This is a genomic window from Curtobacterium sp. DN_7.5 (assembly GCF_022655355.1).
GTDB lineage: Bacteria > Actinomycetota > Actinomycetes > Actinomycetales > Microbacteriaceae > Curtobacterium > Curtobacterium luteum.
The window spans coordinates 440,580-454,993 of record NZ_CP093378.1 but is presented as its reverse complement, the minus strand read 5'-3'; the positions used below and the strand labels follow the sequence as shown (position 1 = coordinate 454,993).

The window sequence follows — 14,414 nt, the reverse complement described above, 5'->3', positions numbered from 1 at the left end:
GGCGCGCGCAGCGCGCGGCGGCGCGCGCCGCGCGCTACGCCTCGAGCGCGCGCAGCGCCTCCGGGTCGCTCTGCTCGAGGAACGCCGTCAGCCGCTCGGGCTCGCCCTCCTCACCGATCGCCGCTGCCGCGCGCCGCAGGGCGAACAGGGCACGGAGCACGCCCCGGTTCGGCTCGTGCGACCACGGGACCGGCCCGGCACCGCGCCAGCCGGCCCTCCGCAGCGCGTCGAGACCGCGGTGGTAGCCGACCCGGGCGTAGGCGTACGACTCGAGCGTCGCGCCACGCTCCCAGGCCTCGTCGGCGAGCAGCGCCCACGCCAGGCTCGACGCCGGGTGCGACACGACGACGCTCGCCACCGGGGTGTCGGCGGCGAGCGCCGAGGTCACCTCCGGCTCCTCGGGCAGCAGGGTCTCGGGGATGGTGGGGTTCGGCAGCAGGTTCTCCGGCATGCCCCCAAGCCTGTCACGCCCGGATCGGCAGGCCTTGCGTGCCGCGCACGGCCGGGCGTACCGTGGGGCTCCACCCCGTCGTCACCTCGGGGTCGCGGTGCGGGACGACCGGCCGCCGACACGGGTGACGGCCACGGGGGTCCCCCGACGGAAGCAGACGAGTTGCTGTCGATCACCGGTTCCGCTCAGCCCACGCGCTGACACCGTGATCGCGCGCCCCCGTCGGGCGCTCCACCGCCCGTGCCCGACGGCACGGCGGTGGCTCCGGTGTCGTGCGCCCAGCACCGACAACCGGGGAGGCACCCGCATGCCCATCAGTCCGTCCGTCGTCCTGAACGACCTCGGCTTCACGTGGCCCGACGGCACCGTCGCGCTCGACCACTGCACCGCCGCCTTCGGCCGCGGTCGAACCGCCCTGGTCGGGAGGAACGGGGCGGGCAAGTCCACGCTCGTCCGGCTCGTCACGGGGCAGCTCCAGCCCACCTCGGGCACGATCACAACGTCGGGTCCCGTCGACCTGCTGCCGCAGCGCCTCGCGGCGCGGCCCGGCGACACCGTCACCGACCTGCTCGGCATCCGTCCGACGGTCACCGCACTCCGGGCGGTCCTCGGCGGCGATGCGTCGCCGGCGCACTTCGACGCCATCGGTGACGACTGGGACGTGGAGGAGCAGGCGGCCGCGGCGCTGTCCGGCATCGGTCTCGGGCTCGACGGCGCCGACCTGGACCGCCCCGTGTCGACGCTGTCCGGTGGGCAGGCCGTGCTCGTCGCAGTCGCCGGGATCCGGATGCGCCGAGCGCCGATCGCGTTCCTCGACGAACCGACGAACAACCTCGACCGACGGGCGCGCTGGGTGCTGCTCGACATGGTCGACGGCTGGTCGGGAACGCTCGTGCTGGTCAGCCACGACCGGGAGCTCCTCGAGCACGTCGACGAGACGTGCGAACTCCGGACCGGGGCGCTGACGGTGTTCGGGGGCACGTTCAGCGCGTACGAGGAGCACCTCGCCGTGCAGCAGGCAGCGGCCCTCCGTGAGGTCCGGGTGGCCGAGCAGCGGCACCGGACCGAGCAGCGGCAGCGCATCGAGGCCGAGACGAAGATCGCCCGGCGGGCACGCGCCGGGCGGAAGTCGGCCGAGAACATGCCGAAGGGGTGGTCTGACGAACGACGGAAGCACGCCGAGCAGACCGCCGGTCGACTGCGCACCGGGTACGCCGGGGACGAGGCCGCGGCGCTGACGGCGAAGCACGAGGCCGCAGCCCGGGTCCGGGTGGACGAGTCGATCACGGTCGTGCTCCCGGACCCGGACGTCCCGGCGTCGCGGTCGATCGCCACCGTGACCGTCCGCGGGCGGGACACCGTCGTGCAGGGGCCGGAACGGGTCGCGGTCACGGGCGACAACGGGGTCGGCAAGACGACCCTGCTCGAACAGCTCGTCGGTCTGCCGGCGGCGCGCGAGCACCCGTTGCCCGACACGCGGGCGGCCGCGCACGTCGACCGGGTCGGCTACCTGCCGCAGCGGAAGGACTCGCTCGACGACGCGGCCACGGTGTTCGACAACGTCCGGCGGGGTGCGCCGGCGGCGACGGACGCGGAGGTGAAGAACCGGCTGGCCCGGTTCCTCGTCCGCGGCGACGCCGTCGAGCGGCTGGCGGGCGACCTGTCCGGCGGCGAGCGGTTCCGGGTCGCGTTGGCGGCGCTCGTCCTCGCGGACCCGCCGCCGCAGCTCCTGGTGCTCGACGAGCCGACGAACGACCTCGACCTGACGAGCGTCGACCAGCTCGTGGACGCACTCCGGGCGTACCGGGGCGCGCTCGTGGTGGTGAGCCACGACGAGACGTTCCTCGACCGGCTCGACCTCACGACCAGGGTCGAGCTGTCCTGACGGTCAGTGCCGCTTCGTCGGACGGATCGCGAGCGACTCCACCGTGCCACGCTCCGGCAGGTCGACGACGGTGCGGACCGCGGCGGCGACGTCCTCCGGTGCGAGGTAGTAGGCGGTGTCGTACTCCTCGCCGAGCTTCTCGGTGAGGGCGCGCTGCATGTCCGAGTCCGTCCGGCCCGGGTGCACGCTCGACACCCGGACACCGTTCGCCCGCTCCTCCTCGCGGAGGGCGTCGGCGAACGCGCGGAGGGCGAACTTCGACGCCGCGTACACCCCGCCGCCGGGGCCCGAGTGGAAGCCGGAGCCGCTGTTGATCGGCACGACGATGCCCCGGGCTGCGCGGAGGGCCGGGAGGGCTCGGCGGGTGAGCTCGGCGACGGCGAACACGTTCGTCGCGAAGACCCGCTCCCACACGGCGCGCTCGGTGTCGGCGACGGTGGTGCCCTCCTCGACGCCGGCGTTGTGCACGAGCACGTCGAGACGCTCCGGCAGGGCGGGGGCGTCCCCCGCGCCGAGGTCGCCCACGAACGTCGACGCGTGCGGCAGCTCGGCCACGAGCGCGTCGACGGCCTCGGCGCTGCGGCCGCCGACGAACACGTGGTGCGTCCGGCCGAGGTCGAGGGCGATCGCGCGGCCGATCCCACGGGTCGCGCCCGTCACGAGGGCGGTGGGCAGGCTGACGGGAGGCGCGGTGTCGGTCATGCGCACCAGCCTACGGATGCGACGTGGCGGGGCCGCACCGTGCCTCCCGGCCGGTCGTGCGACGGCAGTCGCCGCCGGACACGAGGCGGAGGCGACCCGGTGCGGGTGCGCCGCGGACCCGCTCAGTCGCGCTCAGTCGCGCTCGGCGCCCTGCCGGATCCTGATGCCCTCGAGGACGTCCTTCGCGCGCTGCTCGTTCTGCTTCTCGATCTGCCGGGTGTCGCGCTCGGGGAGCTGGATGTCCTCCTCGGCGCGGATGCCGGCCTGCAGCTCACGGCCGCGCTCGAGCTCGGCGTCGAACTCCGCTCCGAACAGCAGGGCGTTGTTCGTGATCCAGATCCAGAGCAGGAAGACGATCACACCGCCGAGCGAGCCGTACGTCGCGTTGTAGTTCGAGAAGTTCCCGACGTAGAACCCGAAGCCGACGCTCGCGATCACCCAGATGAGGATGGCGACGATCGAACCACCGCTCACCCAGCGGAACTTCGGCTGCTCGACGTTCGGCGCCCAGTAGTAGAGGACCGCGACCACGATCACGGCGATGACGAGCAGGATCGGCCACTGCACGATGAGCAGCACCGTCGCGGCGACGTCGCCGAGGCCGATGACGTCGCCGATCGTCTTCGCGAGCGGGCCGCTGACGAGGACGACCAGGCCGAGCACGAGCAGCACGACCGTGAACAGCGTCACGCCGAGCATCGTCGGGCGGAGCTTCCAGATCGGCCGGCCCTCGCGGACGTTGTAGATGCGGTTCATCGCCCGGCCGAACGCGCCGACGTAGCCGGATGCCGACCAGAGCGCACCGAGGAGACCGACGATGAAGGTGATGGGCGCCGCGGGCGAGCGGACGAGCCCTTCGACCGGGCCCTGCAGCAGCTTCGCGACGTCACCACCACCGACGTTCGTGACGACCGTCAGCAGCGTGTCGATCGTGTCCTTCGGGTTGTGCACCAACCCGAGGATCGAGACCACGGCCAGGATGCCGGGGAAGAGCGCGAGGACGGTGTAGTACGTCAGGCTCGCGGCCAGGTCGGTGCACTGGTCGCTCGAGAACTCGCGGAGGGTCTTCTTCAGCGTGTAGAAGACCGTCGGCTTCGCGAGGTCCGTCGGGCCGTCGGGCTTCCGCGGGTCGTCAGCGGACGGCTTGTCGCGTTCGCGTGCCATCGTCGGTCAGCCCTTCGCCACGGCCTTGGCAGCCTGCTTCGACCGCTTCGCTGCCTGCTTCCGGTTCTTGGTCGCGCGGCGCTGCACCGCGGCGATCCCCGCGCGCTGCTTCACCCGGTTGCGGTGCATCGGGTCGCGTTCGAGCGCTTCCTCCGCCGCCTTCTTCCGCGCCTTCCGGCCCTTCCGCCCGGGCTGCGACTGTTCGGCGGCACCCGGGCCGTCGCCACCGCGCGCGCCGAACGGCAGCAGGGCCGTGAACGCCGTGGACGCCGGCGGCCGGGCGAGGTGCCCGGCGTCGGTGCGGCCGATCCGCGCTCCGAGGACGATCGCGGCGATGCCGGCGGCAGCGGTGATCCCCATCGCGACGAGCGGCGTGGGGTCGCGGTGCCACCGCTGCCGCGTCTTCGCGACCGCGAGTCGGGTGCGGGCGGGCAGGTCGGCACGGCGGCGGATCTCCGCGACGGTGTCGGTGATGCCCTCGCGAGCACGGGTGTTCGCGAGTTCGAGCTCGGGAAGGCTGTCGTTGGGCATACGTCGTGCCTACCAGGGCTGATCGGCGACGGCCCACAGTTCAGGGCGTCTCCGGTGCCGACGGCGCAGGCGCGCGGCGCGCGGCGCGCGCCGCGGAGGTACTGCGCCCCGAGACTCGGGCTGACCGACATGTCTCGCGCCCTCGGGCGCGAGACATGTCCGCTGGCACGAGACTCGCCTCCCAGCGACGGGGCCGTCGCGCGGGTGGTCGTGACCGCACGACGGCCTGGAGGCACGTGGCACGGCCGCCACGCGCCTCCAGGACGGCTCTTGGTCGCAACCGCGACGCGGCTACTCCGGGACGACGACGTCCTCGGGGACGCCGGACTCCGCCGAACGCTGCGCGGCCTCCATCACCGCGAGGCTCCGGAGGTTGTCGCGTCCGCTCGTCTCCGGCTCCGCACCGCCCGTGACCGAGCGCGCGAAGGCCTGCAGCCCGCCCTGGCGGTCGGTGTGCTCCATCGTCGGCAGCTCCACCGGCTCGGCCTCGTCGTCCTGCGTGCGACGGATCGTGACGCGGTCGCCCTCCACGGCGTTCGGCTCACCCGAGCGGCTCGTGAACCAGAGCTCGCCGTCCGAACCCTGGATGCTCCACTCCCCCGCCCAGGCCGTGCGCGGCGCACGCGACAGCCAGCTGCCGCGGTAGCTCACGACGAGCCCGCCCTCGAGTTCGATGAGCATCGACGCGATCGCCTCGTCCTGGTACTTGCTGAACGACGGCGAGGAGGCGCGGGCGTAGACGCGTACGGGCTCCCGGCCGGTGATCATCCGCATCAGGTCGAAGTGGTGGATCGCCATGTCGTTGATCATCGCGTGCGGGAAGCGGTAGTGCGGGTGCTCCTCGAACGGGAGGTCGTTGTCCCACTGCCGGAAGTCGACGTCGATCATGGCGACCTCGCCCACGGCGTCCGCCTCGAGCAGCTCGGTGACGACCCGCGGAGCGGGGTACCAGCGGTAGTTCTGGCTGACCTGGAGCACGAGCCCGAGCTCCTCGGCGCGACGGACGGCGGTCGCCGCCTCCTCCGCGGTGTTGGCGAACGGCTTCTCGACGAGGACGTGCTTGCCTGCGTCGAGGGCCTCGAGCGCGAGCGGCACGTGCGTGACGGCGGGGGCGGTGATGACGACGGCGTCGGCCTCGACCCCGGCGAGCGCCTCGGTGAGGGACGCGAACGCGGCGGACGCCGGCAGACCCAGGTCGGTGCGCACGGCGTCGAGCGTCGCGGCCACCGGGTCGACGATGCCGACCACCTCGACCTCCGACACCTCGGGGATGGCGGTGCGGGCCCAGTTGCCGCCCCACCCTCCGAGACCGACGTGGATGATGCGGACCGGCATGCGTGCACTCCTTCGTGTTCGACGCGTGCACCGTCGACGGCGCACGTCCGTCCAGTCTGTCAGGCGTCACCGACAGCGAGCGACGCGCGCCGCGGGCAGGACGCCCACGCCCGCGTCAGCGCACGAACAGGGCCGCGTCAGCGCACGAACACGGCCGCGTCAGCGCACGAACACGGCCGCGTCAGCGCACGAACACGTACGCGATGAGCGCCATCGTCACGAGGAACCCCGCGAGGTAGTTGATCCAGAGGAACCGCTTCCAGCCCGCGTTGGCCGCCTCTGCCCCGTCGTCCGTCACGTTCCACCACGGCAGCACGTTGAGCGCGTACGGCACCACCACGACCGCGGCGACCGGCCCCGGGAACGCTGAGAAGAGCAGGACCACACCGGCGACGACGTACGCCACGAACGCGAGCCGCACGGTCGCCCGAGCGCCGATCACGGTCGCGACCGAACCGATCCCGCCCGCCCGGTCCGCGAGGACGTCCTGCACGGCGCCGAACGCGTGCGACGCCACACCCCACAGGAAGAACGCGACGCACACCGCCACGAGCTGCCCGGTCCAGTGCGGCCCGGCGAGCGCGAGGCCGTACACCGCGGGCGACACGAAGTGCGTCGACGACGTCAGGGAGTCCAGGAACGGCTTCTCCTTGAACCGCAGCCCAGGTGCCGAGTACGCGATCACCGCGAACACGCTGATCGCGAGGACGAGCCACGACCACGGGCCGTTGCCGCTCAGCCCGCCGAGGACGACGAGCGCGACGAGGAACGGCACGTTCGTGACGACGACGGCCCACAGCGTCGTGCGGTGCACGCTCTTGTCGAGGAGCGCCCCCTCGACCCCGCCCTTGCGCGGGTTGCGGAGGTCGGACTCGTAGTCGAAGACGTCGTTGATGCCGTACATCGCGAGGTTGTACGGGACGAGGAAGTACACGACGCCGACGACGAAGGTCACGATGCTGATCGTCGACCCGAAGACGTCGGTGCCGAGCAGGTACGCGGCTCCGAACGGGTAGGCGGTGTTCACCCAGCTGATCGGACGCGAGGACGTGAACAGTGCGCGCAGGGTCGACGGCCTGGAGGCACGGATCGCGGTCATGGGGTCGGCTCGCCTTCTGCGGACGGTCGCGCCTCGGGCGCGCTGCGGGTCGGTCGCGCGTCGGGCGCGGTGCGGGACGGTCGCGCCTCGGGCGCGCTGCGGGTCAGTCGCGCGTCGGGCGCGCTGCGGGACGGTCGCGCGGTCGGCGCGGAGGACGTGGAGCGGTCGAGGAGCACCCACAGCGCGGGCAGCAGCAGGACGGCGCCGATCGAGTACGCGAGGTCCTCGACGGGGATCGCCCCGATCTTCGCACCGCTGATGAGCGACGGGTCGTACGCCACCACGCGCAGCGTCACGATGACGTTGTCGAAGACGATGGTCATCACGAGGAGCACCACCCCGGCGACGACCGCGCTGATGACGGCTGCCCTGCGCCCGGGACCCGACGCGCGCCCGACGGCCCGGTCCCGGCGCGCGGACACGACGCCGGCGAGGACGGCCACGACGACCGCGACCGCGAGGAACGGGACGGCGAGCAGCGCGTAGGCGGCGTGCGAGGTCACGTCCGCCGCCGATCGAGCGCCCGCGTCACGAGCGGCCGCACCGCACCGAACGCGTTCATCGTCGTGTAGCAGAGGAGCAGGAGGAAGAAGAGCTCCTCGACGGGGACCTCCGGCGCGACGACGAGCCCGGTCAACACCCGCTGCGGCCCGATGAAGAAGATGCCGGCGGCGACCCCGGCGACGTCCCACACGACGAAGAACACCATCCCGATCGCCGTCACCGCTGCCGCCCGCCACGGCGCCCGCCAGAAGAACAGCCGGAAGCGCGCGTCGAGCACGGTCATGCCGACGAGCGACACGACCAGCCCGGCGAGGTACAGCCCCGGCATCAGACCGCCGCGTCCCGCACCAGCGGCGTCGGCAGCGGCTCCGTGCTGGTGTCGCCGTGGATGCGCTTGAGCAGGACCTCGGCGCTGATCAAGCACATCGGCAGACCGATCCCCGGCGTCGTCGAGGCGCCGACGTAGTACAGCCCGTCGACCTTCCTCGACCGGTTCGGCTCGCGGAAGAACGCGCTCTGCCGGAGGGTGTGCGCCGGCCCGAGCATCGACCCGCTCCACGCGTTGAGGTCGTCCGCGAAGTCCTGCGGGCCGATGGTCCGGCGCACCCGGATGCGGTCGCGGAGGTCGGGCACGCCGGCGCGTTCCGCGATGACGTCGATGGCCCGGTCGGCGATGCGCTCGACCTCGAAGTCGCCGGCGCCGTCGATCCCGCCCTTGCCGATCGACACGTCCGCGGGCAGCGGCACGAGGACGAAGAGGTTGCTCGACCCGGGCGGGGCGACCGTCGCGTCGGTCTCGCTCGGCGCGCACACGTAGATCGACGCCGGGTCGGGGACGTGACGGTCCTTGCCGAAGATCGCGCCGAAGTTCGCGTGCCAGTCGGCGGTGAACACGAGGGTGTGGTGCAGGAGCCCCGGCACGGGCCCGTCGACCCCGAGGTAGACGAGCACGGCGGACGGCCCGGGGTCGCGCTTCTGCCAGTGCTTCGCGGGGTAGGTGCGGTGCTCGGGGCCGAGCAGCTGCAGCTCGGTGTGCCGGAGGTCCGCGGCGCTCACGACGAGGTCGGCGGGCGCGACGTGCTGGCCGCCGTCCCGGTCGCGGTGCACGACACCGGTGACGTGGCCGTCCTCGACGAGGATCCGCTCCACCTTCGCGCCGGCGATGACCTGCGCGCCCTCGGCACGGGCGAGCCGACCGATCGCGGTGATGATCTCGTGGATGCCGCCCTTCGGGTACTGCACGCCGTCGGCCAGGTCGAGGTGGCTCATCAGGTGGTACATGCTCGGCGCCTGGTACGGGCTCGTGCCGAGGAACACGGCCGGGTAGCCGAGCACCTGCCACAGCCGACGGTCGCGCACGGCGGTCTCGGCGTACTTGGCGAGGGGCTCGGTGAGCAGGCGCAGGAGCTTCGGCAGGCGCCGGAGGACGTCGGGAGCGGCGAGCTTCCGGAGGTCCTGGAAGCTCGTGTAGAGGAACCGCCGCACCGCCATGGCGTAGGTCTCCTCGGCGGAGTCGAGGTACTTCCGGATGCGCTCGCCCGCGCCGGGTTCGACCGACTCGAAGAGCGCGATGTTCCGTTCCTTGTCCGCGCGGAGGTCGAGCGGCTCGTCGTGCCCCTCCGAGTACACCCGGTACCCGGGGTCGAGCGTCACGAGGTCGAGCTGCTCCGCGGCGGTGGTGCCCAGCAACTGGAAGAAGTGGTCGAACACCTCGGGCATGAGGTACCACGACGGGCCGGTGTCGAACCGGAAGCCGTCCCGCTCCCACGACCCCGCTCGGCCGCCGAGCTGCGCGCGCTGCTCGAGCAGCGTGACGGCGTAGCCGTCACGGGCGAGCAGCGCGGCGGACGCGAGTCCGCTGATGCCGCCGCCGATGACGACGGCGCGACGGACGGGCACCTTGCGCCGGGTGGTGGACGCGGAGCCGGTCGGACGGGAGGCACGGGGCGGGGTCACGACGAGCCTCCTGGCCGACGGGTGGCCGGCCCACGGCCGGACAGGACCTGCGCGGCCAGCCGCGCCTTGACGGGGTTCGGGACGCGCACGCGCGTCGCCACGAGCTTCGCCGCGGGGGTGCCGTCGATGCGCTCGTTGAGTTCGTGGAACAACGCGTGCGCCAGGCCGACCGCGTGTCGGGCGTCGCGCGGCAGCAGCGGGATCGTCATCGCGGCGCGGTCGAGGTCGGCGCGCACGTCGGCGACGAGCCGGGCCTTCGTGGCCTCGTCGAAGGTGCGGATGTCGACGCCGGGGAAGTACGAGCGGCCGAGCACCTCGAAGTCGGCGTGCAGGTCCCGGAGGAAGTTCACCTTCTGGAACGCGGCACCGAGTGCCCTGGCACCGTCGACGAGCACGGCGGCGTCGAACGTCGGGCGTCCCGCGCGGTACACGAACGCCCGGAGGCACATGAGGCCGACGACCTCGGCCGAGCCGTACACGTACTCCCGGAAGGAGGCATCGTCGTGCACCGTGCGGTCGAGGTCCATCCGCATCGACGCGAAGAACGGACGGGTGAGCTCCGGGCCGAAGCCGGTCACCCGCGCCGACCGGGCGAAGGCGTGCACGACGGGATTGGTCGAGAACCCCAGCTCGATCGCGCGCTCGGTGTCGCGCTCGAGCTCGTCCAGGACGGTCCGGGCCAGATCGCGGTCGAGCCCGGCCTCGGTCGCCGGGCCGTCCACGACCTCGTCGGCCACCCGGACCAGCGCGTAGACGTTGCGGATGTGCTCCCGGGCATCCTTCCGGAGCAGGCGCGAGGCCAGCCCGAACGAGGTCGAGTACCGGTCGATGACGACGCCGGACGCAGCCTCGGCGGTCGCGTCGTAGAGCGGGAGTCGGGCGGAGCGGTCGCGGTGCAGGTGGTGCTCGGTGATCACCGGGCGCGCTCCACGAGTTCGGTCACGATGCACTCCAGTCGGTCGGCGAGGTCGTACGGCAGGCCCGCGAGCTCGGCGCGGGCCAGGGCGGTGTGCTCGGCGACGCGCTGTTCCGCCGCGGACTTCGCACCGCACGACACCAGGGTGGCACGCAACTCGGCCGCCCGCTCCTCGGTGAGGCCCGGGTCGCCCAGGTGCTGCGAGAGCTCCGGCCAGCAGTCGGTCGATGCGGCGTGCGCGATGAGCACCGTCCGCTTGCCTTCGCGCAGGTCGCCGAGCACGGTCTTGCCGGTCTCGGCCTCGGCGCCGAACACCCCGAGGAGGTCGTCGACGACCTGGTACGCGATGCCGATCTCCCGGCCGAAGGCCCCGAGCGCCGCGATCACCGGCTCCGGGGCACCGGCGAGCACGGCGCCGGACTGCAGGGGCGCCTCGAACGAGTAGACGCTCGTCTTCGCGCGCTCCATGGCGAGGACCTCGTCCACGGTCGGCATCGGGCCGAGCGCGAGGTCGACGTCGGCCATCTCGCCCGCGGCGCTCGCGAACACGGCCTCGTCGAAGATGTCGAGCAGGCGGGCCCGGCGTTCCCCGGTGACCCCGGAGGCCTCGATGAAGCGCGGGGCTGCCGCGAGCGCGAGATCCCCGGCGATCACGGCCGCGCTCGTGCCCCGGTGCTCGGCCGTGGGCAGCGGGAGGCCGCCGGTCGTGCCGGTGTCGCGGAAGGACCCGGCGACGTTCGGCTGACCACGGCGTGACCAGTCGCGGTCGATGACGTCGTCGTGCACCACGAGGGCGGTGTGCAGGAGTTCGTAGGCGGCGCCGACCTGCACCGCGGCCGCCGTGTCCGTGCCGCCGAGGGCGGTGTAGGCCGTGAGGACCATGCGGGGACGGAACCGCTTGCCGCCCATGCTCGCCCTGCGCAGCACGCGCCACAGCTCCGGGTTCGGCCCGCCGTAGCGCTCCGCTCGGGCACTCGACACGGAGAAGAAGCGCTCGAGGCAGTGGTCGACGAGCTCGAGGTCGTTCTGCGCCACGGTGGTCGCTTCCTCGCTCATTGGCCTAACCTATCGGTGCAGATGACGACTTTTCCTGAATCCGTGGTGCTGCTGGCCGACGACCGTACCCCGGTCGGGACGGCGGACAAGTTCACGGTGCACACCGACCACACGCCCCTCCACCTGGCCTTCTCGTGCCACGTGCGGAACACCGCGGGGCAGGTCCTCGTGACCCGTCGCGCGCTCTCGAAGAAGACCTGGCCGGGGGTGTGGACGAACACCTTCTGCGGTCATCCCGGGCCGGACGAGTCGTTCGAGGACGCCATCGCCCGGCGGGCGTCCCGCGAACTCGGCATCACCGTCCGTGACGTCGAGTCCGTCCTGCCCGACTTCCGGTACCGCGCGGTCGATGCCTCGGGCATCGTCGAGAACGAGGTCTGCCCGGTGTTCCGTGCCGTGACCGACGACGTGCCCGCGCCCGCGGACGACGAGGTCGCGGAGTACGCCTGGGTCTCGGAGGACGAGCTCCGGGCGTCGGTGACCGGTGCGCCCTTCGCGTGGAGCCCCTGGCTCGGCTGGCAGCTCGCGGAGACCGAGCGTGCCGGGCTGCGCATCACCCCGTAGCGCGCCCGCGCCCGCGCCCCCGCCGCCCGCGCCGCGCCGCCGGCGCGGAGGCCGAGTCTCGCGCTCGGCGACACTGTTCGGGCGTCGGCGCACGAGAACGGTCGCTCACGCCGAGACCCGGGCAAGGGCCCGCGAGACTCGGGCCGCCGACCAGCCGCCGCCCAGCGCCGGAGCGGGAGGATGGTGACCGTGACCACGACGGACCGCGACACCGCCCGCGCCGCCCAGGCCGTGCTCGACGCCCTGCACGACGACCCCGTCATCGCGAGCGTGAAGGACGCCGCTGCGCTCGACGACGTCCTCGCGTCGGACCGGGCCGTGGTGTTCGTGCTCTTCGGCAGCGTGCTCGACATCGCCGACGTCGTGGCACGGGCGAAGGACGCCGGGAAGACCGTCCTCGTCGACGTGGACCTGCTCGACGGGTTCTCCACACGCGACGTCGTGGTGACCTGGCTCGCCACGCACACCCGGGCCGACGGTGTCCTGTCGACCAAGTCGAACCTCGTCCGCGCCGCCGGGCGAGCCGGGCTGGTCGCGGTGCAGCGGTTCTTCCTCGTCGACTCGTTCTCGTACCACCAGCTCCCGCGCGTCGTCGAACAGGCCCGGCCGGACGCGATCGAGATCCTCCCCGGCTGCATGCCCCGCGTGATCACCTGGCTCCGCGCCGACACCGACGTCCCGATCATCGCCGGCGGACTCGTGTGCGACAAGGCCGACGTCATGGCCGCGCTCGGCGCCGGAGCGGTCGCCGTCGCCTCGTCGGACCGTGACGTCTGGGACATGTGAAGGCACTCACACTCCGCTCCACGGTCGCCGCACGGGTCGACGCGCGGCGAGGGCGGGCGTAGGCTCGGACGTCGGCTGCACGAGGCAGCCCACGGACCACCAGAAGGGCAGGTGAGGCGCGATGTCGGGTGACCATCCTCGATCGGGCCGACGGATCCTGCCCCGGCGGATCTGCACGCCCGTCCGCTGATCCCCGACCGCCCACGGGCGGTTCGCGCCGGCCTGCTCCCGATCACGAGGAGCGTGCCATGGCACTGATCGACAACGCCGTCTACGTCGGAGGACGCCGCGTCGACTCACCGTCGACCCCGTCACGCCCGACCCGGGGCGACCTCGCGTGGATCGGCCTGCTCCGTCCCGACCCGTCCGAGCTCGCCGCGGTCGCGACCGAGTTCGGCCTGCACGAGAACGCGGTGGAGGACGCCCGCAAGGGTCACCAGCGCGCGAAGCTCGAGCGGTACGGCGACACCCTCTTCCTCGTCCTCCGGCCCGCGTGGTACGACCGCTCGGCCGCGGAGGTCCGCTTCGGCGAGGTCCACCTCTTCGTCGGCGCCCGGTTCGTGGTCAGCGTCCGGCACGCCGAGCGCCCCGACCTCGCCGCGCTCCGGGCACGGTGCGAGGCCGACCCGGACTTCCTCGCGCGCGGCTCGGAGGCCGTCACCGCCGCGGTGCTCGACGAGGTCGTGGACGGCTACGCCCCGATCGTCGAGATCCTGCAGGAGGAGATCGACGCCATCGAGGACCAGCTCTTCGCCGGACAGGTCGACCCGGGCGTGTCGAAGCGCATCTACCAGCTGCTCAGCGAGGTGCTCGGCTTCCAGCGGGCGACGAGCCCGGTGCCGTCGATGGTCAAGGGTCTCCTCCGCGGTGCGGACAAGTACGGCGTCGACGAAGAGGTCCAGCACCGCCTGCGGAACGTGCTCGACCACGCGCTCCGGATCACCGAGCGCGTGGACTCCTTCCGCGCGCTGCTCGAGAACGCCCTGACGCTCCACTCGACGCTCGTCACCCAGGAGCAGAACGAGGCCATGCGCCGCATGACGAGCGCGAGCCTGGCCCAGGGCGAGGAGAGCCGGCAGCTCGCCCGCGCGGCCCACCGGCAGGGCGAGGAGGTCAAGAAGATCTCCTCGTGGGCGGCGATCCTCTTCGCTCCCGGACTCATCGCCGGCATCTACGGCATGAACTTCGACGACATGCCGGAGCTCCACTGGCGGTTCGGCTACCCGATCGCGATCGTCGCGATGCTCGTCCTCATGGCACTCCTCTGGGCGGTCTTCCGCAAGCGCGACTGGCTGTAGGCGAAACCGGCGCGGGTGCGCCTGTGTCCTGTTCGCTGGCCCACGACGCACGTGTGCTGGTCGCAGGACGCGCCGCGTGCGCGCTGTCGTGGTCGCACGAACGGTCGAGATCGGGCGCGCGAGGCGACCGGTTCCGCGACCAGGACCGCGGACGTGCGTCGCGGACC

General features: G+C 72.7%; 15 protein-coding genes. 4 read left to right on the top strand and 11 right to left on the bottom strand.

Features of this window, described 5'->3' with window-relative positions:
• Positions 1-34 precede the first annotated feature (34 nt).
• Positions 35-451 (bottom strand): DUF3151 domain-containing protein, encoded by a 417-nt coding sequence (locus MON03_RS02210; RefSeq protein WP_242090251.1) that lies wholly within the window; start codon positions 449-451, stop codon positions 35-37.
• A 307-nt stretch (positions 452-758) separates the two neighbouring features.
• On the opposite strand from MON03_RS02210, the gene MON03_RS02205 reads away from it, so the two are divergent.
• A complete protein-coding gene (locus MON03_RS02205) occupies positions 759-2,336 on the top strand; it encodes an ABC-F family ATP-binding cassette domain-containing protein (RefSeq protein ID WP_242090249.1) in 1,578 nt (525 codons plus the stop codon).
• Between the two features lie 3 nt (positions 2,337-2,339).
• On the opposite strand, the gene MON03_RS02200 is transcribed toward MON03_RS02205, so the two are convergent.
• The 10 genes from MON03_RS02200 to MON03_RS02155 all read right to left on the bottom strand — a co-directional run bounded on the left by MON03_RS02200 (position 2,340) and on the right by MON03_RS02155 (position 11,599).
• Entirely contained in the window at positions 2,340-3,038 is a 699-nt protein-coding gene (locus tag MON03_RS02200) for an SDR family oxidoreductase (protein WP_242090247.1), read from the bottom strand.
• A 132-nt stretch (positions 3,039-3,170) separates the two neighbouring features.
• On the bottom strand, positions 3,171-4,202 hold the full coding sequence (locus tag MON03_RS02195) for a YihY/virulence factor BrkB family protein (RefSeq protein WP_242090245.1): 1,032 nt from the start codon (positions 4,200-4,202) through the stop codon (positions 3,171-3,173).
• Between the two features lie 6 nt (positions 4,203-4,208).
• Positions 4,209-4,733, bottom strand: a complete 525-nt coding sequence (locus MON03_RS02190) for a hypothetical protein (protein WP_022903040.1) — start codon at positions 4,731-4,733, stop codon at positions 4,209-4,211.
• A gap of 291 nt (positions 4,734-5,024) precedes the next feature.
• Positions 5,025-6,068 carry a Gfo/Idh/MocA family protein gene (locus tag MON03_RS02185; RefSeq protein WP_242090243.1) on the bottom strand — a complete coding sequence of 348 codons (1,044 nt, stop codon included), beginning with the start codon at positions 6,066-6,068 and terminating at the stop codon, positions 5,025-5,027.
• Positions 6,069-6,249: 181 nt separating this feature from the next.
• Positions 6,250-7,167, bottom strand: coding sequence for a prenyltransferase (locus MON03_RS02180; RefSeq protein ID WP_242090241.1), 918 nt, complete (start codon positions 7,165-7,167; stop codon positions 6,250-6,252).
• Entirely contained in the window at positions 7,164-7,670 is a 507-nt protein-coding gene (locus MON03_RS02175; RefSeq protein WP_242090239.1) for a lycopene cyclase domain-containing protein, read from the bottom strand. Before MON03_RS02175 ends, MON03_RS02180 begins: the two co-directional genes overlap by 4 nt.
• Positions 7,667-7,999: a lycopene cyclase domain-containing protein gene (locus MON03_RS02170; protein WP_022903042.1), complete on the bottom strand. Its 333-nt coding sequence runs from the start codon at positions 7,997-7,999 to the stop codon at positions 7,667-7,669. Before MON03_RS02170 ends, MON03_RS02175 begins: the two co-directional genes overlap by 4 nt.
• Positions 7,999-9,627 (bottom strand): phytoene desaturase family protein, encoded by a 1,629-nt coding sequence (crtI, locus tag MON03_RS02165; RefSeq protein WP_502798683.1) that lies wholly within the window; start codon positions 9,625-9,627, stop codon positions 7,999-8,001. Before crtI ends, MON03_RS02170 begins: the two co-directional genes overlap by 1 nt.
• On the bottom strand, positions 9,624-10,544 hold the full coding sequence (locus tag MON03_RS02160; RefSeq protein WP_242090237.1) for a phytoene/squalene synthase family protein: 921 nt from the start codon (positions 10,542-10,544) through the stop codon (positions 9,624-9,626). Before MON03_RS02160 ends, crtI begins: the two co-directional genes overlap by 4 nt.
• Complete coding sequence (locus tag MON03_RS02155) at positions 10,541-11,599, bottom strand: polyprenyl synthetase family protein (protein WP_175328826.1); 1,059 nt, start codon at positions 11,597-11,599, stop codon at positions 10,541-10,543. Before MON03_RS02155 ends, MON03_RS02160 begins: the two co-directional genes overlap by 4 nt.
• 21 nt (positions 11,600-11,620) lie before the next feature.
• Between MON03_RS02155 and idi the strand changes: the two genes are divergently transcribed.
• From idi to MON03_RS02140, 3 genes are all read left to right on the top strand, one after another.
• A complete protein-coding gene (gene idi / locus MON03_RS02150; RefSeq protein ID WP_175328827.1) occupies positions 11,621-12,163 on the top strand; it encodes an isopentenyl-diphosphate Delta-isomerase in 543 nt (180 codons plus the stop codon).
• A 189-nt stretch (positions 12,164-12,352) separates the two neighbouring features.
• A complete protein-coding gene (locus tag MON03_RS02145; RefSeq protein ID WP_204620623.1) occupies positions 12,353-12,949 on the top strand; it encodes a glycerol-3-phosphate responsive antiterminator in 597 nt (198 codons plus the stop codon).
• A gap of 248 nt (positions 12,950-13,197) precedes the next feature.
• On the top strand, positions 13,198-14,247 hold the full coding sequence (locus tag MON03_RS02140) for a magnesium and cobalt transport protein CorA (RefSeq protein ID WP_022902561.1): 1,050 nt from the start codon (positions 13,198-13,200) through the stop codon (positions 14,245-14,247).
• The last annotated feature ends 167 nt before the right edge of the window (positions 14,248-14,414 follow it).

Excerpts from the sequence above, each read along its gene's own strand:
- MON03_RS02210 (WP_242090251.1), bottom strand. The coding sequence starts at position 451 with ATGCCGGAGAACCTGCTGCCGAACCCCACCATCCCCGAGACCCTGCTG.
- MON03_RS02205 (WP_242090249.1), top strand. The coding sequence starts at position 759 with ATGCCCATCAGTCCGTCCGTCGTCCTGAACGACCTCGGCTTCACGTGG.
- MON03_RS02200 (WP_242090247.1), bottom strand. The coding sequence starts at position 3,038 with ATGACCGACACCGCGCCTCCCGTCAGCCTGCCCACCGCCCTCGTGACG.
- MON03_RS02195 (WP_242090245.1), bottom strand. The coding sequence starts at position 4,202 with ATGGCACGCGAACGCGACAAGCCGTCCGCTGACGACCCGCGGAAGCCC.
- MON03_RS02190 (WP_022903040.1), bottom strand. The coding sequence starts at position 4,733 with ATGCCCAACGACAGCCTTCCCGAGCTCGAACTCGCGAACACCCGTGCT.
- MON03_RS02185 (WP_242090243.1), bottom strand. The coding sequence starts at position 6,068 with ATGCCGGTCCGCATCATCCACGTCGGTCTCGGAGGGTGGGGCGGCAAC.
- MON03_RS02180 (WP_242090241.1), bottom strand. The coding sequence starts at position 7,167 with ATGACCGCGATCCGTGCCTCCAGGCCGTCGACCCTGCGCGCACTGTTC.
- MON03_RS02170 (WP_022903042.1), bottom strand. The coding sequence starts at position 7,999 with ATGCCGGGGCTGTACCTCGCCGGGCTGGTCGTGTCGCTCGTCGGCATG.
- MON03_RS02155 (WP_175328826.1), bottom strand. The coding sequence starts at position 11,599 with ATGAGCGAGGAAGCGACCACCGTGGCGCAGAACGACCTCGAGCTCGTC.
- idi (WP_175328827.1), top strand. The coding sequence starts at position 11,621 with ATGACGACTTTTCCTGAATCCGTGGTGCTGCTGGCCGACGACCGTACC.
- MON03_RS02140 (WP_022902561.1), top strand. The coding sequence starts at position 13,198 with ATGGCACTGATCGACAACGCCGTCTACGTCGGAGGACGCCGCGTCGAC.